This window comes from Pelosinus sp. UFO1 (assembly GCF_000725345.1).
Taxonomy (GTDB): Bacteria; Bacillota; Negativicutes; order DSM-13327; family DSM-13327; genus Pelosinus.
In genome coordinates, this window is record NZ_CP008852.1 from 1085600 (window position 1) to 1106385 (window position 20786).

General features: G+C 37.9%; 16 protein-coding genes and 1 pseudogene. 9 read left to right on the top strand and 8 right to left on the bottom strand.

Annotation, left to right across the window (positions count from 1 at the left end; all coding sequences use genetic code 11):
- Positions 1-31 precede the first annotated feature (31 nt).
- From UFO1_RS04830 to upp, 4 genes are all read right to left on the bottom strand, one after another.
- Positions 32-895, bottom strand: coding sequence for a 2-oxoacid:ferredoxin oxidoreductase subunit beta (locus tag UFO1_RS04830; RefSeq protein WP_038668529.1), 864 nt, complete (start codon positions 893-895; stop codon positions 32-34).
- Positions 895-2640, bottom strand: a complete 1746-nt coding sequence (locus UFO1_RS04835) for a 2-oxoacid:acceptor oxidoreductase subunit alpha (protein WP_038668532.1) — start codon at positions 2638-2640, stop codon at positions 895-897. The genes UFO1_RS04830 and UFO1_RS04835 overlap by 1 nt, the downstream gene beginning before the upstream one ends.
- A 223-nt stretch (positions 2641-2863) precedes the next feature.
- The gene (locus tag UFO1_RS04840; RefSeq protein WP_038668535.1) at positions 2864-3106 is read right to left on the bottom strand and encodes a hypothetical protein; all 243 of its coding nucleotides are present in this window, start codon (positions 3104-3106) and stop codon (positions 2864-2866) included.
- Positions 3107-3310: 204 nt separating this feature from the next.
- The gene (upp, locus tag UFO1_RS04845) at positions 3311-3937 is read right to left on the bottom strand and encodes a uracil phosphoribosyltransferase (protein ID WP_038668538.1); all 627 of its coding nucleotides are present in this window, start codon (positions 3935-3937) and stop codon (positions 3311-3313) included.
- A 172-nt stretch (positions 3938-4109) separates the two neighbouring features.
- Here upp and splB point away from each other — a divergent pair, with 172 nt between their 5' ends.
- A complete protein-coding gene (gene splB / locus UFO1_RS04850; RefSeq protein ID WP_038668541.1) occupies positions 4110-5138 on the top strand; it encodes a spore photoproduct lyase in 1029 nt (342 codons plus the stop codon).
- 28 nt (positions 5139-5166) lie between these two features.
- Here splB and pnpS read toward each other — a convergent pair whose 3' ends face one another.
- Positions 5167-6942 carry a two-component system histidine kinase PnpS gene (gene pnpS / locus UFO1_RS04855; RefSeq protein WP_038668544.1) on the bottom strand — a complete coding sequence of 592 codons (1776 nt, stop codon included), beginning with the start codon at positions 6940-6942 and terminating at the stop codon, positions 5167-5169.
- A gap of 185 nt (positions 6943-7127) precedes the next feature.
- Between pnpS and UFO1_RS04860 the strand changes: the two genes are divergently transcribed.
- The 4 genes from UFO1_RS04860 (at position 7128) to UFO1_RS23990 (ending at position 13613) form a co-directional block, all read left to right on the top strand.
- Positions 7128-8933, top strand: a complete 1806-nt coding sequence (locus UFO1_RS04860; protein WP_038668546.1) for a GGDEF domain-containing protein — start codon at positions 7128-7130, stop codon at positions 8931-8933.
- A gap of 98 nt (positions 8934-9031) precedes the next feature.
- A complete protein-coding gene (locus tag UFO1_RS04865) occupies positions 9032-9889 on the top strand; it encodes a phosphate ABC transporter substrate-binding protein (RefSeq protein WP_038668548.1) in 858 nt (285 codons plus the stop codon).
- Between the two features lie 121 nt (positions 9890-10010).
- Complete coding sequence (locus UFO1_RS04870) at positions 10011-12128, top strand: methyl-accepting chemotaxis protein (protein ID WP_071841987.1); 2118 nt, start codon at positions 10011-10013, stop codon at positions 12126-12128.
- A gap of 414 nt (positions 12129-12542) precedes the next feature.
- Complete coding sequence (locus UFO1_RS23990; RefSeq protein ID WP_051788831.1) at positions 12543-13613, top strand: HD-GYP domain-containing protein; 1071 nt, start codon at positions 12543-12545, stop codon at positions 13611-13613.
- A 91-nt stretch (positions 13614-13704) separates the two neighbouring features.
- On the opposite strand, the gene UFO1_RS04880 is transcribed toward UFO1_RS23990, so the two are convergent.
- Entirely contained in the window at positions 13705-14934 is a 1230-nt protein-coding gene (locus UFO1_RS04880) for an aspartate kinase (protein ID WP_038668551.1), read from the bottom strand.
- A 227-nt stretch (positions 14935-15161) separates the two neighbouring features.
- On the opposite strand from UFO1_RS04880, the gene UFO1_RS04885 reads away from it, so the two are divergent.
- On the top strand, positions 15162-15542 hold the full coding sequence (locus UFO1_RS04885; protein WP_038668554.1) for a pyridoxamine 5'-phosphate oxidase family protein: 381 nt from the start codon (positions 15162-15164) through the stop codon (positions 15540-15542).
- A gap of 134 nt (positions 15543-15676) precedes the next feature.
- Entirely contained in the window at positions 15677-16288 is a 612-nt protein-coding gene (locus UFO1_RS04890; RefSeq protein WP_038668556.1) for an acetate uptake transporter family protein, read from the top strand.
- A 92-nt stretch (positions 16289-16380) separates the two neighbouring features.
- Here the strand turns inward: UFO1_RS04890 and UFO1_RS26185 are convergent.
- Positions 16381-16515 (bottom strand): annotated as a pseudogene (locus UFO1_RS26185) (SDR family oxidoreductase); the annotation flags it as partial.
- A gap of 138 nt (positions 16516-16653) precedes the next feature.
- On the opposite strand from UFO1_RS26185, the gene fliB reads away from it, so the two are divergent.
- Positions 16654-17598 carry a flagellin lysine-N-methylase gene (gene fliB, locus UFO1_RS04895; protein WP_038668559.1) on the top strand — a complete coding sequence of 315 codons (945 nt, stop codon included), beginning with the start codon at positions 16654-16656 and terminating at the stop codon, positions 17596-17598.
- A 78-nt stretch (positions 17599-17676) separates the two neighbouring features.
- On the opposite strand, the gene UFO1_RS04900 is transcribed toward fliB, so the two are convergent.
- Positions 17677-18891: a 6-phosphofructokinase gene (locus tag UFO1_RS04900; protein ID WP_038668561.1), complete on the bottom strand. Its 1215-nt coding sequence runs from the start codon at positions 18889-18891 to the stop codon at positions 17677-17679.
- A gap of 569 nt (positions 18892-19460) precedes the next feature.
- Between UFO1_RS04900 and UFO1_RS04905 the strand changes: the two genes are divergently transcribed.
- Complete coding sequence (locus UFO1_RS04905; RefSeq protein WP_038668564.1) at positions 19461-20759, top strand: NCS2 family permease; 1299 nt, start codon at positions 19461-19463, stop codon at positions 20757-20759.
- Positions 20760-20786: the final 27 nt, after the last annotated feature.

Genomic DNA, 20786 nt, shown 5'->3' on the forward strand with positions numbered 1-20786 from the left:
CACGTAGCATATAGGGAGTCTTAGTCTATTCTTAGTACAGTTTTTGCATGAGACCTGTGATATCAATATTATCAATTTTTTGTTGGGCCAAAGGCTGGTGAGAGAGTTGGGGCAGTGAATCTTGAAAGGTGGGGCGCAAAGTTTGATAATATAAGCCTATGGGAATTTGTTCACCCCATAATCCAGCAAAGATTAGTGCTTTTTCTAAATCTGCAGGATCATACCCTTCCATTTCTTCAATGGGTTTTGCACGCTGTTGATACCACTGATAGGTATTGGTGTGATTAAAAGAAACACAAGGTTGCAGAATATCAATCACTGCAAAACCTGGATGGGAAATGGCCTGTTCCATAAGGGAAACCAGCTGAGTACTATTGCCAACAAAAGCCCGAGCAACAAAAGTAGCCCCTACATTTAAGGCCATCTTTACGATATTAATAGGATGCTCGACGTTGCCAAGGGGTGCGGGAGTGAATTTTGTCACTGCTCCTAAGTCACTTGTGGGGGATGACTGTCCTTTTGTCAAACCATAGATTTGGTTGTTATGAATAAAATAGGTTATATCTATGTTACGCCTTGCCGTATGGACAAAATGTCCCATGCCAAGGCCCATGCCATCACCGTCACCGCCTTCTGCGATTACAGTAAGATTATGATTGGCTAATTTAACCCCAGTTGCTACAGGTAAAGACCGTCCATGTAATGTTTCAATTCGGTAAGTATTCATGTATTGGCCAATTTTACTAGAGCAGCCAATTCCCGTTGCTAACACAGTTTGCTCTAAGTCAAGGTTTAGGGAAGTCATAGCTTTCTTGAGTGCCATAAAAATTCCATAGTCACCACAGCCAGCACACCAAGTAGGGACATAAGGCAGATTAATATCATGAGCAGCCATTAGAAAAGCACCTCCTTGATTTTTGCCAGAATTTCAGAAGGAAGAAAGGCACGAGAATTGTATTTTAGAAAAGTATAATCTGTTTTATGCCCAGTATTCGCCCGAAGAATGCTACCAAGCTGGGCTGTCTTATTGCCTTCAATTAGAAGGGTTTTCTTTGCTTGTTGTAAGACTAGTTCAGTAGCAGTGATAGGGAAAGGAGATATGTATAAAATTTGTAAGAAGTTAACGGAAATATTTTGACTCGCAGCCAGTTCCATAGCTTCTAAAATAGCGCCTTTAGTTGAGCCCCAAGCAATAATTGTTAGGTCAGCATTTGGAGGACCATAGAATTTAATAGCCGGTATTTCTTTTTCCATCGCAGGTAGCTTGTTATATAACTTATCCATACTATTGATTGTTACCATTGGCTCATTAAGGGCATATTCTTTATTCCCTGAGCTGTAAAACCCATCTTCTCCGTGGGTATAGCTAGTGGCAATATGGCGTCCACCTACCTGACCAGGGATAGCCCGGGCTGAAACTCCATCGGGAGTGTTTTCGTAGCGAAGATAAGGCTGCTCTTTGGCTTCAAAAAGCTTACCACGCTCTATCGTCAAACTGTCGGTAGCAAATGGAAGTTGAGAAACAGAGGAATCAGCTAAAAATTTATCTGTCAAGATGATGCAAGGCACTTGATATGTATCTGCTAAGTTAAAGATGCGAAAGGTTTCATAAAAACATTCTTCAATATCGCCAGGAGCTAAGACGATTCGAGGGAACTCGCCTTGAGAGGCATGGACAACAAAATTTAAGTCAGCTTGCGCTGTTCTGGTGGGTAATCCTGTGCTAGGACCACCACGTTGGGCATTTACCATTACTAGAGGTATTTCCGCTTGTGCAGCAAAGCCTAACGCTTCTACCATTAAGGCGAAACCGCCACCACTGGTGGAACCTATGGCTCGTGTACCAGCAAAAGAGGCACCAATTAACATATTAATCGCGGCTATTTCATCTTCTGCCTGCTTAAATACTAAACCATACTCGGCACCATGATCCGCTAAATAGCTTAGGACGCTAGATCCTGGTGTCATAGGATAACCAGCGGAAAATTTGCATCCTGCTTTAATAGCTGCTATAGAAATGGCTTCATTGCCGTTAATCAACATTTTTGGTTCGGCTTTTGGTTCAAAAGGGAAAGGAAAGACTTTTGAACTAGACAAGGTTTCCATTACAAGATGATAGACTTCATCCAAAATTTGAATGTTTTCTTGTTGTACTTTTTCATTGTGAAACTCAGTTTTCATTACGTCAATAAGTACCTGTTTTGGATATCCTGTGAAAGCAGCAAAAGCACCTAACATGGCACTATTTATCATGATTTTTGCTCCGCCCTTGGGAATGGAGCTTGCTAAAGCTACAGGACATAATAAGGTTCCCTCGGGGACTTTTGTTGCGTCTATTTTTGTTGTGGCGGCATCATATAGTACAATAGCACTTGGGCTTAGTTTATCGGCATAACAGTCAAAAGCTTGCTGAGAAAATAACCCTAAAAAATCAATGGTTTCTTCATAAGCTGTTATTGGCTTATTTGATAAACGTACTAAACAAGAATTCAATCCGCCTTGGATCAAGGATGGATATTCATTTACTACAAAAGACCACAATCCACTACGATTTGCTCCCTTAGCAATGATGGAGCCAGCACTCATAACTCCATAACCTGCTTCACCGCCAAAGAGGCAAGTATAATAGCTTTTGTTCATAGCTGTATCCTCCTAGATATTATTTGTATATAAAAACAATTTCGCTGAAAATTAAGAATAATCCTTTTTAAATTTTCTAATAATAGTCAAAAAAATATCAAAATTTGTAAAATGTTCTTACTGCAACACAGTAATCGATAGAAATAGGGTCAGTGTTTCCTTTTTTCATGAGTATGAAGGAAACACTGACCCTATTTCTCCTATAAGAGGGAGCCTGTGCATGTTAATACAATTCACCTTTGAGTCTAGCTGCTTCTGCTTGCTGTTCTAAGTAATACCACCTTATAGATTTACCAATAATACATCTCATAGCATCAATTTTTCCTTCTTTGGCCAACTTTCTCATTTTATCTAAATCAAAGCCATTATAAGAAAAATAGCTTGCTGAGATAAAACCACGATTTTTCAACTTTTTGCGATATTGACTCACATCTCTACTGTCTAGTTCAACTTGCCAAATCGCCATACCTATCCCAGCCTTTCTTGTATTTTATTTTTTAAGTCCATTATACACCTTTTTCAGAAAAATGATATTGTTTTTGTGTAAATTTATTGTTAAAAAAGCTAGAAAAATGTAGCCATAGTATAGAATGTTCTTTAACAAGAGAGATTTGTAGTAATAAAAAATACATGCACTTCATCGAAAATGACGAAGCGCATGTATCGCTTTCTACTTTGTGCCAAAAATACGGTCACCCGCATCTCCTAGGCCAGGAACAATATAACCGTGATCATTTAATTTTTCATCCACAGCAGCTACATAGATGTCAACATCAGGGTGGGAGTCGTTAATCAATTTAATCCCTTCTGGAGAAGCAACTAAGCACATGCATTTAATGTTTTTTGCACCTTTATTTTTAAGAATATCAATCGATGCTGCTAAAGAATTACCTGTGGCAAGCATTGGATCAATTAAGATAAAATCTCTTTCTGCTACATCACTTGGTAATTTGCAGTAATATTCTACTGGCATTAATGTTTTTGGATCCCGATAGAGGCCAATATGCCCAACTTTAACAGCAGGAATAAGTTTTACTACTCCATTTGTCATACCCAGACCGGCTCGCAAGATGGGAACAATACCTAATTTTTTACCTGATAACATTTTACAAGTACATTTGGCAACTGGGGTTTCGATTTCCACATCTTCTAGTGGTAAATCCCGAGTAATTTCAAACGCCATTAACATTGAAATTTCTTCTAATAATTCGCGAAATTCTTTGGTTCCTGTATGTATATTGCGTATTAGGGATAATTTGTGTTGAATTAACGGATGATCAATCACTTTAACATTCATTTTCCTATCAACTACCTTTCTCAGTCTATTGAATAATTTACAACAAATCGGATAAAAAAGCAACCTAACAGTCACTTTTATTTTATTTTACTGCATTTTGCATAAGAATCTTCTAATTATGCTTAGACTATTAAAGAGAATAAACTGGAGTATGTCGGTAAGGAGGAGAACGATGAGCCATATATTTGTTCCGAAAAGGGTATTTTTTGAACCGAATGCTTTGGATTATCCCAAGGGAAAAGAAATGTATGAACGGTTACAAGATATGAAGGTGCCAATTTCATTTACAGGTTCTCATAATCGAGTTACTGGCATACCTGGAAAAACGACCCAGGAGGCATACCAAGAGGCTAAAAGTACCTTAGTGGTAGGGGTTAGGAAGAAGTTAGATTTTGCTGGATGCAAGCCCTCGGCCCACTACCAACTGCCGTTAACGACGAGTTGTTCTAGCATGTGTGAATACTGTTATTTAGCGACTACTCTAGGTAAAAAACCTTACCTTAGAGTCTATGTAAATATTGATGAGATATTGGATCAGGCATCTCACTATATGAAGGAGCGGGCACCAGAGGTAACTTGGTTTGAAGGGGCTGCTACTTCTGATCCCATTCCTACAGAGTATTTGACAGGACTACTATATAAAACAATTGAGTTTTTTGGTGCAGAGCCTTTAGGACGATTCCGTTTTGTTACTAAGCATGATCAAGTGGATTCTCTATTAACAGCTAAGCATCAAGGACACACACGATTTCGCTTCAGTATAAACGCTGCAGAGATTATCGAAAAATATGAGCATAAAACACCATCACTTAGCCAAAGAGTTACTGCTGCTGCCAAAGTAGCAATTCATGGCTATCCCATTGGTTTTATTATTGCACCTATTTTTTTTTATCCAGGTTGGGAAGTCGATTATCATGAGTTAGTAAAAGAGCTAGATATACAGCTTCCCCATGAAGTACGTAAAGATGTTACCTTCGAATTAATATCTCATCGATTTACAACCAAGGCTAAAAGAAACATTCTAGAAATATTTCCGCAAACGACCTTGCCTTTAGAGGAAGAAGAACGTAAGTATAAGTACGGACAATTTGGCTATGGTAAGTATATTTATCAAAGTGAGACCATGAAGGATATGAAAACCTATATGCAAAAGGAAATACAGAATTATTTTCCCAAAGCTCAAATCGATTATTTTGTATAAAGATCTTTCTTCGGTAGGATGAAGTGAATTATGCCAGCGGTAATGTAATGGTAAAGGTTGTTCCGATATTAACCGTACTTTTCACATCGATTCTGCCGCCATGCATTTCGACGATGAATTTGACAATGGCAAGCCCGAGTCCAGTTCCGCCAGCACTGCGAGAGCGGGCCCGATCAACCCGATAAAAGCGATCAAAAATGAGGGGTAGATCCTTTGCTGGAATACCAATTCCAGTATCTTCGATGGTAAGTATTGCTTCGTCATTTTCCTGGAAACAGGTTAGGATTACGCGACCAAAAGGTTGAGTGTATTTAATGCTATTATCAAGTAGATTAATCAAAATTTGTTTTAACCAGTCTGGATTCGCCATAATGATAGGGTCAGCAGTAGTATGAATATCTACGGTAATATTTTTCTCTTGGGCATTGGTGCTAAGGTCTTCTTTGGTAGTATAGAGTAATGGGTTTAATGGGGTCGCCTCTAGCGTTACTTGTTGCCTGTATTCTTGGGAATTGAGTTTAGCCAATTGTAATAATTCATGGATCAAACGCTGCATTCTTTCTGATTCTGTATGGATAATGTTGAGGAATTTGGTACTCAGTTCTGGATCCTCTATGGCCCCATCTAAGAGGGTTTCAGTAAAGCCTTTAATCGTGGTAAGAGGAGTGGCAAGTTCGTGGGAGGCATTTGCGACAAAGTCAGCTTGCCGATCATGAATGTCTTGTAGAGCTGTTACATCATGGAACACGCTTAAAACAGCTGTGATTTCATTTTCTGTAGTGGTAATAGGAGCAAAAAATACTTGAAAAACCCGAGGCGTATTTTTGATATTTGTTTTAAGATAGATGTGTATATTTTTCCCTTGGTCAAGTGTTTGGTGTACGGCCCTATCTAATTGACTGTGGCCGAAAACTTGCATGTTATGTTGATGTAACATGGAATCACTAATACCAAAGGATTCACGGGCCATTTTATTAGCCGTCGTTACCCGACCATAACGATCAAGGAGGATAACAGCGTTATCCATATGCTGGAGTATAAGGTCCAGCTTTTTTGTTTCTGCAGTGGATTCGCTGATTTTATCATCTAAGTTAGAGGTCAAGTTATTGAGAGTATGAGCGAGAAGTTCCAATTCATCGCCTGTGCGTATATGAAGCCTGCGATCTAAATTTCCATTCGCCATTTCTTGGGCAGCCGTAGTTATTTCCTCTAAAGGGGCTGTATATTTTTGGGCCAAGCGAATGCTTAAGAGAATGGCCAAAAAAGAAGTTAGTAACATAGTCACTAATAGGGTAGATTTAATTTGATTAAAACCAGCTTCAACAGCGGCGAGTGTACTAGAAATTCGCACTGCACCGACGATTTCACTGCCACTTAGAATGGGGTTTGCCACATATAACATATTCTGGTCTAAAGTAGTACTATAACGGATGGATGTGCCGACTGTTCCGGCGAGAGCAGCAGAAATTTCTGGCCTATGCAGGTGATTTTCCATCGTTGCTGGATTTTCCCAAGAATCAGCAAGTACATCCCCATTTATGTTAGTAACAGTGATCCTTAGGTCGTCCTTTGTGGCTAATTCTTTGATTTGGTTATCGATATTGGCTTTTTCAGTTGGACCTATCATATAGCTCTCTAAAAAATGTTCTGTAACTCTTGCATGGGTTAGTAGGCTAGAGGTGAGAATTTCTATATTATGTCGGTGAAAATACCAAAGAAGATACCCGCTTAAGCATGACATCGTTACAATAATTAATATGAGATAGTTAACGATCAATCTTAATTTAATCCCCCATCTGAGCATAGTGACCCTCCTTGGACGTCTATTCTAGAAAAAGCATACAATAAAATCAGAAAACTCGCTAGAAAAATATTCTAAAGGATGAATTAGTAATATTTAACATAAAATTAATGATTGCATAACATGAGATTTCAAATATTTCTTTACTATTAATATAGGATACGTATTAATAGTTTGGAGGAAAAGATATGCCGGCGGTGCTGTATAATCAGTTAATAAAAAATCAGAATTACAGCCAAAATGAGCAAAACATTCTTAATGCACTAGAAGAAATTCTAATTACAAGAGATGTGAAGACGGTTTTTCAGCCTATTGTTTCCCTACTAGATGGAAATATCTTTGGCTATGAGGCTTTGAGTCGTGGTCCACAAGGATCAATGCTAGAGCGACCAGATAACTTATTTGCAGCGGCAGAAAAATTTAATAAACTATGGGAATTAGAGTTTCTCTGCCGGAGTAAAGCATTTACTAGATTAAAAGGTTTAGCAAAAGATAAAATGCTATTTATTAATGTAGACCCGAACATTATAAATGATGAACGGTTTAAAAAAGGCGCTACTTTAGAAATGTTGCCAACTTATGATATTGACGTTAGCAATATTATTTTTGAAATTACAGAAAAAAATTCCATTGATGATTATAAAAGTTTTCGCAAGGTTCTTGACCACTATACAAGTCAAGGTTACAAAATAGCAATTGATGATACAGGATCAGGGTACTCTGGTTTGAAACTATTAGCAGAAACTAGGCCTCAGTTCATTAAAATAGATATGGATTTGGTGCGAAATATTGATAAGGATGTTTTAAAACAAGCCTTGATGAAGGCCTTTCAAGAATTTTCTATTGTGACGAATATGAAAATCATAGCTGAGGGTATTGAAACCATTGATGAACTGAATACTTTAATTCAAATCGGTATAACTTATGGACAAGGGTATCTGCTACAAAGGCCAGCCCCTGAATTTCTAGAGATAAATCCTTTGATTAAAGATAATATTCTGCAAAAAAATAAGGAAAAAAAACAAGAAGCTTTTCATACACCCTTAACCATGCCGATTGGTGAAATAAGTAGGCGGGACCCTGGTTTTCCAGAACAGGTCACTGGCTGCACAGTGCTGGACTACTTTAGTAAGAATCCGAACTTAATGGGGATACCTCTTTTGCAAGGGGATGTTCCCGTTGGACTGTTGATGAAGAATAAGTTTCTCGCTCATTTAGCCACTCAATATGGAGTTGCTGTTTATATGAATCGCAGCGTTGGCTCCCTAATGGATAATAATGCATTGATCGTAGATTATGATATGCCATTAGAACAGGTATCAAAATTAGCAATTGCAAGATATGAGGACAGCCTATATGACTATATCATTGTAACCCAGAAGGGAAAATATTATGGTGTGATTACCGTAAGACAACTCTTAGAGAAAACGACCCAGTTAGAAATTAATCGAGCAAAGCATAGCAATCCACTAAGTGGCCTACCAGGCAATATATTAATTGAAGAAAAATTGCATCAGGTCATTGAATCAGAAGAACCGTATTCCGTACTATATTTTGATCTTGATAATTTTAAAGCCTATAACGATATTTATGGCTTTGATAATGGTGACAAAATTTTGTGCATGACAGCTCAGATTATCCAGTCCCAATTAAAGGATGCGAAAATGACAGATGTATTTGTAGGCCATATTGGTGGCGATGACTTTATTGCGGTACTGCGTAATGTTGATATTGTGTCTCTTTGTCAAACAATTATAGATTATTTTGATGTGAGGATACGGGGATTTTACACAGAGATAGATCAAAAGCTGGGGTATATTGTTGCGAAAAATAGACATGGTGTAGAAGAAAACTTTCCAATTGTATCCTTGTCTATTGCTGTAGTAACCAGTAGTGGGAAAAAAATTAGAAATCCCGCTGACATCGGAGAAGCCGCTAGTGCCGTGAAAAAGAAATGTAAGCTAGTATGGCGGAGTTGCTATTGTATTGATTAAATAGATGGGTTTTAACAGAATGTTAACATTGTCTTAACACATAATGTTTGAGATTATTTTACAATCTAAGTATAGTAAATTTTTTAGGAGGTCTTGATATGAAGTTCTTGAAAAAATCGAAAATGCTCGTGGCAGCTGTAGCATTAATGCTAGGTGTTAGTCTGATTGCTGGCTGTGGCGGTAAAAAAGAAGAAGCAAAAGCTACAGATATTCAAGGAACAGTGACTGCTTCTGGTTCTACAGCTCTTCTCCCTTTATTAAAGCCGGCTCAGGAAGCCTTTCAAAAAAAATATGAGAAAGTTACTGTTAACGTTGCAGGTGGTGGTTCCTTCACTGGTTTGAATCAAGTAGCAGCCGGTTCAGTGAACATAGGTAACTCAGATGTCGCAGCTACTGGTGAATATAAAGATAAAGGTCTTGTAGACCATCAAGTAGCAGTTGCTCCTTTTGTGTTCATTGCTAATAATGATGTGAGTGTTGATAACCTGACTGGGCAACAATATGTTGATATTATGACTGGTAAAATCACCAATTGGAAAGATGTTGGTGGTAAAGATCAAAAAATCACTTTGGTTCACCGGGCAAAATCATCTGGCTCTCGTGCGACCATTGCTGAAGTAGTACTTAAAGGTGTTGAATTCACGGATAACGCTGTTATTCAAGACTCCAATGGAGCTGTAAGATCTGCGATTGCCAGCACACCTGGTGCCATTGGTTATGTTGATGCCGCATATGTTGATGCTTCCGTAAAAGCACTTGCTTTTAATGGCGAAAAATATACTCCTGATGCTGTGATAAACGGCAAATATCCTGTATATGCTTATGAACATATGTATACGAAAGGCGAGGCTACTGGTGCAGTTAAAGCTTTTATTGACTACGTAATGAGCAGCGAGTTCCAAGATGCCTTTGTTGCAAAAAATGGTTTTGTACCTATCACTAAAATGAAAAAATAGTTTAAATAGGTAAATAGTAAGCAGATAAGGTCATGTGAATATCATGGCCTTTTCTTTTTATATAACTGGAACCTAGGATTGGTAGCATGGAGTCATTTTTGCTTGGGAGGAAAAGGGAAGTATGTATAAGAAACTTGTACAGTTTTTAAAAAGCACATCTGTACTTAAATATATGGAGACAAAACACGCTAGATTTAAAAAAAGTAGGAAGAATATTCTTACATTCCTGCGTAATCGTAATATGAATTTTTTGCGGCAAATTCCGTGGAAAATATCTTGGTCATCATTGGCGACCCAGGCGACGATCGGTATTATTCTTATATGTGTTGTACCTTTGAGTTTGATCGGTTGGTATTTTACTAAGCAAACAATGGAAAGTTTAACCCAAGCTGCGATTGATAAAAATAATAAAGTTGCTGACCGAATTGCCAGTGATATTGGGGCTAATATTCAGGCGAAAAAGAATTTCTTAATGATTACCAGCTCAACTGCTGCTATTCGTGGATTGGATAAAGAGGCAGTAAAAAACTACCTTGCTCAGGTTAAGCCTTATTATGGTAGTAACGAGGCTCTTTTTGTTGCTCAGAAAGATGGTATGCAAATTTGGCGTACTGACAGTGGAGCGTTAGTCAATGTTGCTGATCGAAGCTACTTTCAAAAAAACCTTCAAGGAGTAGTTGAATTTTCTGATCCGATACATAGTAAGGTGAATAATCAGTTAACCATCATAGCATCGGTACCTATTTTTGGTACGGATAATAAAGTCCAGGGAGCGCTGGGGGCAAATCTCTCCATGCAGAATGTAAATAATGTAGTAGAGCAGATCTTGTCCCAGAATCCAGGTTATTCGATTACGATCATTAACAAGAATCGAGTCCCGTTATTTTATCAAAGTGATTCATCGGCAGTTGAAGAATCAAAACAATTAAATGAAGAATATTATAAAGAAGCTGTGGAAAAACAAACAGGTAATACGATTGGAATGTTTCGTAACCAAGAATATTTTATCTCCTATCGACCCATTGCCAATACGGATTGGATTGCGGTGTCGGCTTATTCCAAAGATACCGCACTCCAAGCCGCATTTGATGTGATTGAAAATAGCACAAAGATTATCTTCTTTATGATTATCATGCTTCTTATTATTGGTTTATTTGTGATGAGAAAAGCCCTTGCTCCTTTACAGAAATTAGCTGAGGGTGCAGATATTGTAGCTCAGGGAAATCTAACCCATACTATGGATAACTATAAGCATGATGAGTTAGGCCATGTCGCTACGGCTTTTAATAGCATGACGGTTAGTTTAAGGGACATTGTTCAGTCAGTAAAACAATCCTCTACCCATGTGTTAGAAGCAACAAATACGGTAGCGGCTACTTCTGAACAATCACGGGTAGGCAGTATTCAAGTTTCCCAGTCAGTTGCTGCAATTGCTGAACAAATCGCCAAACAAGGGAAAGATACGAAAACAACGGAAGAACTGTTACAAAAGTTAGTAGGTATTACGGCTGGAGTTTCGGATAGTATTCACCAGACTGCAGAATTTACAGATGCCTGTTCCCTAGCGGCCACCCAAGGGCAGCAGGTCATCAATGATACGGTAACTAAGATGCAAAATATTAAGGGACTTGTTGCTAGTACTGCAAAAACTGTTGGAGTACTAGGGGAAAGTACTAGAGAAATTAGTACCATCACAGGGATGATTACTGAAATCGCGAAACAAACCAATTTGTTGGCCTTAAATGCAGCCATTGAAGCGGCTAGGGCGGGAGATGCGGGCCGAGGATTTGCCGTAGTAGCAGATGAAGTTCGTAAATTGGCTGAACAATCAGCAACGGCTACTAAAAGTATCTCTTCCATTATAAATAAAATCCAATCTGAAAGTAGTGGCGCTGTACTTGCGATGCAACAAAGTTTTGAGAATGTAGAGCAAGGGGTAGAAGTTGCACAAAGTAGTGGTATGGCATTTAAGAAAATCGTTGAAGCTATCGGTCATGTACAACAAAAGGCCAATGCCATTATCTCTGAAACAGAGAGTCAGGTTAGATTATGTAGAGATGCCATGGAGACCGTTACCAATATTAATGCCTTAGCAGCCAATAATACCAGTGGTGCTCAAGAAATCGCCACAGTATGTGAAGAACAAGCAGCTTGTGCGCAAGATATTACTTCTTCGACAGAGAAGTTACAAGAGATGGCTTACAAGTTAGAAACCTTAGTAATGCAGTTTAAAGCTTAATGAGGAATAAAGAGAAGATTGAATTTTGGTAGAGTAATTTGTTATTGACTAATTTTCGCTAAAATATGATAATAGAAAATAGATGATTTCATTAATATTGGTGAATTTTTTCAACATGGCAAAGAACATAAGACAGGTCTAGTAAGTGCAAACTAAGAAGATTGACTGAATGCCATCTTTACGAGGAGCAAAAGCCAGGCATACGCCTGGTTTTTTTATTTTGAAATCGCCAAGTATATGGATAAAAATTTCTTTTGTAACTTTGCTCTTTATGTATTCATACTTTATTAAAATTTTATGATTAACTTATTTCACTTAAAGACACCTTTAACGGTATATGTTGGAGGTGTACTTGATTTTATTGATGAGTACATCCCTTCTATGACATGGTAAAAATATGAGGAGGAATCTAGAGTGGTTGCAAGAGGAGTATTTGATAAATATAGAGGCTGGCGAAGAAGTACGTCCTTATCTGATAAAAAAAAGGGTAACAAGATACTTCAAGTACTAAAAGAAAATATTGATTTTCTGCAAAAGTTAATTGATACAATTCCCAATCCTATATTTTATAAAGATTGTAAAGGTATTTATCAAGGTTGTAATCGTGCTTTTGAAAGCTATATTGGCAAAGAGAAATCGCAAATAATTGGTAAGAATGTTCATGAACTGTCTTCTAATAACTTATCATTTACATATTATAAAATGGATGAAGAATTATTCCTACATCCTGGTGTTCAAAATTATGAAAGTTGTGTACAATATGCGGATGGTACTCAACACGATGTTATCTTTGACAAAGCTACCTACACCAATACCAATAATGAAATTGCTGGCCTGGTTGGGGTGATAACTGATATTACAGAACGTAAAAAAATGGAGTTGGAACTAAAAAGGAGCACGGAAAAATTAAATAATATATTAGAACAAATTGTTCGTGCTATGGCAACTGTTACTGAAACTCGGGATATGTATACAGCTGGACATCAGCGGCGCGTATCTGAACTTGCAGTAGCAATCGCGCATGAAATGCAGATGTCTGATGAGGTCATTAAATCTGTTCAGGTTGCGGGAATGTTGCATGATATTGGAAAAATTTCCGTTCCTGCAGAAATACTAACAAAACCGAATGCGTTAAGTACTCATGAATTTGGAATCATTCGTGAGCACGCAGAGGCAGGTTACTTAATTCTAAGTTCCATTGAATTTCCTTGGCCGATAGCGGAAATTGTTTACCAACATCATGAAAGGGTAAATGGCACAGGGTATCCAAAGGGTTTGAAAGGGGAAGAGATGTTACTACCAGCGAAAATTATTGCCGTCGCAGATGTGGTAGAAGCTATGGCGTCTCATCGGCCTTACAGGGCTAGCCAAGGAATTGTTCAAGCATTACTTGAAATAAATTCAAATCGTGGAAGTCTCTATGATGAAGAAGTAGTATTAGCTTGTATTAAAGTTTTTGAAAGAAAGGCTCCCTTTACGGTTTAAAATATAGAAATTCGTACTTGATACATAATAAAAACTAAGGCTCACACCTTCCCTCTAGGATTGGTGTGAGCCTTAGTTTTTGTTATTTTATTTACTCTTCAGGGAAGAAGCGATTATGAATGGCATTGACGGCCTCTTTTACTCTTTCGGCTTGGATGAGACAGGAAATACTTATTTCCGAGGTACTAATAACTTCGATGTTTACCTCAGCATCGGATAAAGCCCCAAACATATTGGCGGCGATACCGGGGCTTCCTAACATGCCTGCACCAACTATAGATACTTTGGCTACATTATCGTCTAGAAGAATTCCAGCGACTTGCATTTCTTTTCCTAACTCTTCTACGATTTTCTTAGTTTGAGCAAGATCAGGCAAGGCTATGGTAAATAACATATCAATTATATTTTTATCAGTATTACGAATGCTCTGTACAATCATGTCTACATCAATATTGGCTGTTGCTAAAGCTGAGAAAATTTTGAAAGCAATACCAGGTCGATTGGGAACGCCTAATAATCCTATTTTAGCTACATTAGTGTCGTGGGTGACCCCTTTAATTACAAATTCCTTTTCTTCCATTGTACATACCTCCTTAATAAATGTGCCTGAATCTTGGGTGAAAGTTGAACGTACATGAATAGGTACACCATAATGTTTACCCATTTCCACTGAGCGAGGCTGCATAACAACTGCCCCTAACCTAGCCATTTCCAACATTTCATCACAAGTAATCTCTTTCATGCGACGAGCATTTTTTACAACCCTAGGATCCGCAGAATAGATACCATCTACATCCGTGAATATTTCACATACATCTGCCTTGAGCGCCCCAGCTAAGGCCACGGCTGAAGTGTCAGATCCACCACGACCTAAGGTCAGAATGTCTCCCTCTGCATTAGAGCCTTGAAAACCAGCGACAACAACGATATTACCTTTATCAAGCTGGTCTAAAACTCTCTTAGGATTGACATTTAGAATTTTACCTTTTGTATAAGCGCAATTGGTTTTTATACCAGCTTGCGGCCCAGTAAGGGAAATTGCAGGATGCCCTAATTTATTGAAGGTCATCGCTAGTAAGGCAATGGTAACCTGCTCGCCCGTTGATAATAGCATGTCCATTTCACGAGCATATGTATAAGGTTGCCCAACTAAGGTATTGGCTAAGGATATTAAATCATCAGTAGTATCTCCCATTGCTGATACCACTACAACCATTTTATCTTCAGGACCTTTTTCGCGTAATACCCGCTGGGCTACTGCCATAATTTTTTCAGGTGTAGCAACGGAACTCCCGCCAAATTTTTTTACAATTAAAGCCATCCCAATCCTCCTTCGGTTCACTTAGTACTGTTAATATAATACACTATTCCTCCGGAAAATACAAACAACTTTTCAAGAAGGACATATATACCTTAACTATTATATTGTTCTATTAGAGAAACAATATATAATCATTAATAAATGATAATTTTTATTAAAAAAGAAGGAATCTGTAAAAATAAAGGGAATATATATAAGTAGATGCTGAAGAGTGGGAGGTTATAATTATGGAACTGAAAGAATATTTTGCATCGGTTAAAGGTACAGGAATTTTATCTACTGCTGATGATAAAGGGGTAGTGAATGCTGCTGTATATGCAAGCCCCCATTGCCTAGAGGACGGCTTAGTAGCGTTTATTATGAGACCACGCAAGACTCATGAGAATATTATCCTTAACCCTAGTGCTTGCTTCTTATTTATAGAAGCGGGTAAGATGGAAGGGAAACGTATCTATCTCACAAAGGTAAAGGAAGAAAAGAATAGTGAATTGCTTTTTTCTCTCCGCCGCCATTGTAAACAAGATGAATCAGAAAGGAAAGAAGATTTATATCTTGTTTTCTTTAAGGTAGATAAAGTACGGAATTTAGTGGGAGATCAAGAAGTTTAATAGCGTAGAAAGAGGAAAGAAGGTAATGGTAATATCATTACCTTCTTTCTTTGTCGTAATTTATAATATTTTAACATATTGACACGAATTTTAGTTTTGTGGTAACTTAGCTATAGAAAATAAAGGAGGCTTTTATGAACAATAATGACACGCAACATGTAAAACTCGTAGTAGCAGACCCATCTAGCTTAGGATTATTTGGTTTGGCAATGGTTACTTTCGTAGCATCAACTCAAAAACTCGGCATTACAACAGGTTTATCTTTTGTGATTCCATGGGCCATTTTCTTGGGAGCTTTTGCTCAATTAATGGCGGCATCACTCGATTTTAAACACAATAATATTTTTGGTGCTACTGCATTTGCTGGGTATGCTTTCTTCTGGTTTTCAGTTGCAGCTTGCTGGTTAATTAAATTAGGAGTTTTTGGACAGGCTCTCATGACAGGTATCGATATGGGGCAATTAGGTTTTGGTTTTATTGGTTATTTGATTTTTTCGTTATTTATGACGATTGGTTCTATGGAAACAAACAAGGTATTATTTACTATATTCGTACTCATTGATGTATTGTTGGCAATGCTAGCGTTAGATGCCTTTGGCGTAAATCACTGGGCTCATACAGTAGCTGGATATACTGAATTCGCTATTTCTTTAGCATCTTTTTACGGTTCAGCTGCTGTTGTCTTAAATCATCACTTTGGCAAATCATTTTTGCCAACAGGTAAGCCCTTCGGAATTTTTAAATAATATAAATAAATTTAAACGTTCTTTTAAAAGGTGTATTCAAATGACATTTTTTTGTCATTTGAATACACCTTTTGTTTTGCAATCGAAATGATCTAGGGCTTATAGATCATTTCGATTGTCATTCCACCATTGATCACGAGATTTTCTCCATTGATAAAGTTATTGTTTTCATCTGTCAGGAATAAACAAGCTCTAGCAATGTCTTCTGGTTTTCCAGCTCTTTCGAAGGGGGTTGCTTGTGATCATATTATATAGTTTCTATTTTGAAATAGTAGTAGCATATATTTTTAAAAAATTGGCAGGGATTTGTTAGAATATTAAGGAACAATATATCATCAATAAAAGTTATCGAATGGAGATAATACATGTACATTTATCTTGATATTATAAAAGAATTTTCTTGTGAAATGTGTGGACAATGCTGCCGTAATACTTGGCAGGTTACAATGGATGAGGAGAGTTATAGACGCAATGCGCGGTTGTTTAGAGAAAAGGGCAGGGAGGAAGAGTTTTCGAAGGCGTTTATTCCCATTACGGGGAAAAGTGAGCTGGGTGAATATGCCTACATTACAAAGAAATCTAGTGGCGGTTGCTGGTTTTTAGCGGAAGATCATCTTTGCCTTCTTCAAGGTGAGGCTGGTCATAGTCATCTTGATGCGGTCTGTCAGACGTACCCGCGCTATCCGATGAATACAGCTAGAGGAATGGAATTAACATTAAGTTTCAGCTGCCCTGCGGTTATTAAACTTGTCAGTCGAATTGAGCCCATAAAGATCTTGCGTTCAGAGGAACCACCTATGGTAATACTCCCTAATAATTATGTAGTTCATGTATTTCCTGAACAACAATCTATTTATAATCCATTACATTATTATTTTGAAATAGAACATCATTTGCTTGATATTATGCAGTGCAGACAAATTACCATAGGAGAGCGCATACAACTCTTGAAGGAAACCCTTTGGAAAATCGACGATTTTAAAAAAGATGATACCTTAGGGCAAAAATTAAATTCCATTATCTATACTAATTATGAATTGATGGATGGGAAAGAAGTCATTACACAACCGGCAGAGCATTGCACTCCTGAAATACTAATGGAAAACTTTTTTGTAAATTTTATCTTTAAAAAACCTTTCTATTTATATGGTCTTCAAAAGGGCATAGAGCTTATAGAAAAGATATGGCAGACTATTGAAAGTGTAAAAATAGAAACGGATAACTTACCAAAGGATATGGAGAAGATCAGTCAGTCAATTATGGAGCTAGAATTACAATATAGTCATAACCGGAAAAGTTTGCTAACATGACCATAAGAAACTTTATCAATAAACCTCCAATTATCTACAATTGATAACTGGAGGTTTATTGTTTAGGCTAGTATATTTTTATTTTAATATTTTTGCAACCTTGGGAGCTCTTAGTCTAGTTGCTGAAGGAAGATTCGAGCCAAGCAGAGGTCTAAGATATTCTTTAAAAGCACTTGTTACATGATTGCCAGCAGCATTGATAAAATCATCAGGCATGTGCTTTGTCTTACCTGCTAAATCGGCTAGCGGTGTCATTTTATATTCTACTGCATAGTCTCCTACACGATGAATTGTAACAGAGCCATCGCAGTTAGTGGTAAGAGCGAACTGTACCGCTTTTTCACCAACTTCGCGGGCTTCCCGTTGATCCACGTCTGAAGCGCAGCCGAGGAAACAGCGCTGGATATAACCGAAAGTATCGCTGCGGACTCTAGAAATCCCTAGTTTTTCTTTCACAGCTTGGGTAAGTAAATCGCCTAAGGCTCCTGTACCGGACATGGTCACATTGCCATGGGCATCTTTTTCTACGTCTTTTAGTAAACTTAAAATAATAGGGCGGTCAGAAGAGTCTTTGATACCTTCTGATACTGCTACAACACAATAACCATACTGTAAATATACTTTCTGTACATCAGCAGCGAAGTTATCAATGTTAAATGGACGTTCTGGTAAGTAGATAAGATGAGGACCATCATCAGGAAATTTTTGTGCCGCTGCTGCTGCTGCAGTTAAAAAGCCCGAATTTCTACCCATGACGACACCGATATAGACTCCTGACAATGCTCTCATATCAAGATTAATCCCCGAAAATGCCTGCATTACAAAACGTGCGGCAGAGCTATAGCCAGGTGTATGGTCATTAATCAATAAGTCATTATCAATGGTTTTTGGTATATGAATGGCACGGAATTCATAATTATCCAGTTTAGCTTGCTCACTCACAATATGTACCGTGTCAGCAGAGTCATTGCCGCCAATGTAGAAAAAGTAACGGATATCGTGGGCTTTTAATACCTTGAAAATTTCTTTACAATAGCTTTCATCAGGTTTAACGCGAGTAGAGAAAAGGGCTGATGATGGGCTTTGTGCCACTTGCTCAAGATTACAGGATGTTTCTTGGGTTAAATCAATAAAGTCCTCATTCAAAATGCCTTCGACCCCTCGTAAGGCACCATAGATGTTCGTGATTTGACTATATTTTCGTGCTTCTGCAACGACTCCTGCCATACTTTGATTAATAACGGCAGTCGGGCCTCCCCCTTGGGCAATCAGTGCTTTTCCAATCAATTTCATATTAGCCTCCTGTGTTCAAATTATATATGTCATATTATCAGTGAAGCAAATGCTATGTATCTGATCCTATAAACAAAAAAGTGTAATAATATGAAATACCAAAGGTGGTCAGATAAAGAAGACTTGATTCAGATGGACTTTTAACTCCATCTGAATCTTAGCCCTTCTTATCCAGGGACTTAGCCGCTCTTAACTCCCACTTATATAAGTGATCCTTGGGTCCGGAGACCCTTAGAGCGAACTTATTTCGAGTTTACAGACTGTTTACCTGGCCGTCAAGGGCAGGGAATTACAGACTGTTAACGAGATGAAGATGGGAGTCTTAGAGCGGTTTAGTCATCGGATAAAAACCTGGCCATAATGTGGTAAATCATTCTTCAAAAGATATAAATGTCCTGCCGATAAAATCCATTTAAGTTGAAATAATGGAAATATTCGCAAAAAAGTATAAGAATGATAATTCATATAAACTTCTGAAGGCAGGCCATTTCATTCTAGGTATTGTGTATACATAATACCATAATATGTGTTATAATGTCGCTTACTATTTATTATTAGAGGTGTGATATATGGAATCATTATTTAAGCTAGGTGAAAGAGGAACGACTGTATCAACGGAGATCTTAGCAGGTGTAACAACATTTTTAACATTAGCCTATTCTGTAATTGTTATCCCCTCCGTGCTGAGTTTGACGGGTATGGATTTTAACGGAGTCTTTATGGCGGTCATTTTGAGCAGCGTAATTGGTACTCTAATTATGGGTTTATTTGCAAATTATCCTATTGTTATCGGACCGGGATTGGGGTTGAATGCGTATTTTGCTTTTAGTGTAGTAAAAGGTGGAGGATTTTCCTGGGAAGTGGCGTTAGGGGCTGTTTTTATATCGGGTATCATGTTTTTATTAGTGTCTCTTACTGAATTTCGCTCCATACTAATTGATGCTATTCCTGCGAGTCTGAAGCATGCTATCACAGCGGGAATTGGTTTTTTTGTGTGTTTTATTGGGCTTCAGAGTGCCAAAATTGTAGTGGATTCTCCTGCCACTTTAGTAACGCTAGGTAAGCTTTCAGAACCAATACCACTATTAACGATTATTGGACTTGTTGTGTCTCTTGTCTTGCTAACTTACCGGGTAAAGGCTGCTCTATTTATTGGTATGCTGGTAACTGCAGTGGCCGCTTACGCTATGGGATTTATGTCTTTACCGTCTCAGTTTATTGTTATGCCTAATGGACTAGAACATACTTTACTAAAACTAGATATACAAGGTGTCCTAGATTCAGGTTTATATTCTGTTATTTTTACCTTCTTTTTGATTACTTTATTTGATACGACAGGTACCTTGCTGGGGATGGCAGAGCAAGCAGGATTATTGGTAAATGGTAAATTCCCAAATGCAAAAGGTGCTTTTTTAGCCGATGCAACAGGTACGGTTGCTGGAGCACTCTTGGGGACCAGTCCAACAGCTACTTGTATAGAGTCTAGTGCAGGTGTAGCAGCAGGGGGACGTAGTGGGTTAACGGCTGTTACGGTAGCTATTTTGTTTTTAGTTACTTTGTTTTTTTCCCCGATTGCGAAGATGTTATCAAGTATTCCTTCGGTAACAGCACCTGCCTTGATTATCGTTGGTTTTTTTATGATGAATGGCTTACGTGATATTGATTGGCAAAACATTGAAGAAGCCTTCCCGGCATTCTTAGTCGTAGCTGCGATGCCACTTACCTATAGTATTGCGACAGGTATTGGCATTGGATTTATCGTCTACCCATTACTAAAATTAATGAGGGGTAAAGGGCGAGAGGTTCATCCGATTTTATATTTATTTATGGTCTTATTTTTTATTCAAATTGGAATCTTAAATCACTAATAGGAAAAAAGAACAGCTAGTTGAACT

What these genes read in the sequence shown, in the direction of transcription:
- UFO1_RS04870 (WP_071841987.1), top strand. Translation starts at nt 10,011, where the DNA reads ATGTATAAGAAACTTGTACAGTTTTTAAAAAGCACATCTGTACTTAAA.
- upp (WP_038668538.1), bottom strand. Translation starts at nt 3,937, where the DNA reads ATGAATGTTAAAGTGATTGATCATCCGTTAATTCAACACAAATTATCC.
- UFO1_RS04840 (WP_038668535.1), bottom strand. Translation starts at nt 3,106, where the DNA reads ATGGCGATTTGGCAAGTTGAACTAGACAGTAGAGATGTGAGTCAATAT.
- UFO1_RS04880 (WP_038668551.1), bottom strand. Translation starts at nt 14,934, where the DNA reads ATGGCTTTAATTGTAAAAAAATTTGGCGGGAGTTCCGTTGCTACACCT.
- UFO1_RS04900 (WP_038668561.1), bottom strand. Translation starts at nt 18,891, where the DNA reads ATGAAATTGATTGGAAAAGCACTGATTGCCCAAGGGGGAGGCCCGACT.
- fliB (WP_038668559.1), top strand. Translation starts at nt 16,654, where the DNA reads ATGTACATTTATCTTGATATTATAAAAGAATTTTCTTGTGAAATGTGT.
- splB (WP_038668541.1), top strand. Translation starts at nt 4,110, where the DNA reads ATGAGCCATATATTTGTTCCGAAAAGGGTATTTTTTGAACCGAATGCT.
- UFO1_RS04830 (WP_038668529.1), bottom strand. Translation starts at nt 895, where the DNA reads ATGGCTGCTCATGATATTAATCTGCCTTATGTCCCTACTTGGTGTGCT.
- UFO1_RS04835 (WP_038668532.1), bottom strand. Translation starts at nt 2,640, where the DNA reads ATGAACAAAAGCTATTATACTTGCCTCTTTGGCGGTGAAGCAGGTTAT.
- UFO1_RS04860 (WP_038668546.1), top strand. Translation starts at nt 7,128, where the DNA reads ATGCCGGCGGTGCTGTATAATCAGTTAATAAAAAATCAGAATTACAGC.
- UFO1_RS04890 (WP_038668556.1), top strand. Translation starts at nt 15,677, where the DNA reads ATGAACAATAATGACACGCAACATGTAAAACTCGTAGTAGCAGACCCA.
- UFO1_RS04905 (WP_038668564.1), top strand. Translation starts at nt 19,461, where the DNA reads ATGGAATCATTATTTAAGCTAGGTGAAAGAGGAACGACTGTATCAACG.
- UFO1_RS04865 (WP_038668548.1), top strand. Translation starts at nt 9,032, where the DNA reads ATGAAGTTCTTGAAAAAATCGAAAATGCTCGTGGCAGCTGTAGCATTA.
- pnpS (WP_038668544.1), bottom strand. Translation starts at nt 6,942, where the DNA reads ATGCTCAGATGGGGGATTAAATTAAGATTGATCGTTAACTATCTCATA.
- UFO1_RS04885 (WP_038668554.1), top strand. Translation starts at nt 15,162, where the DNA reads ATGGAACTGAAAGAATATTTTGCATCGGTTAAAGGTACAGGAATTTTA.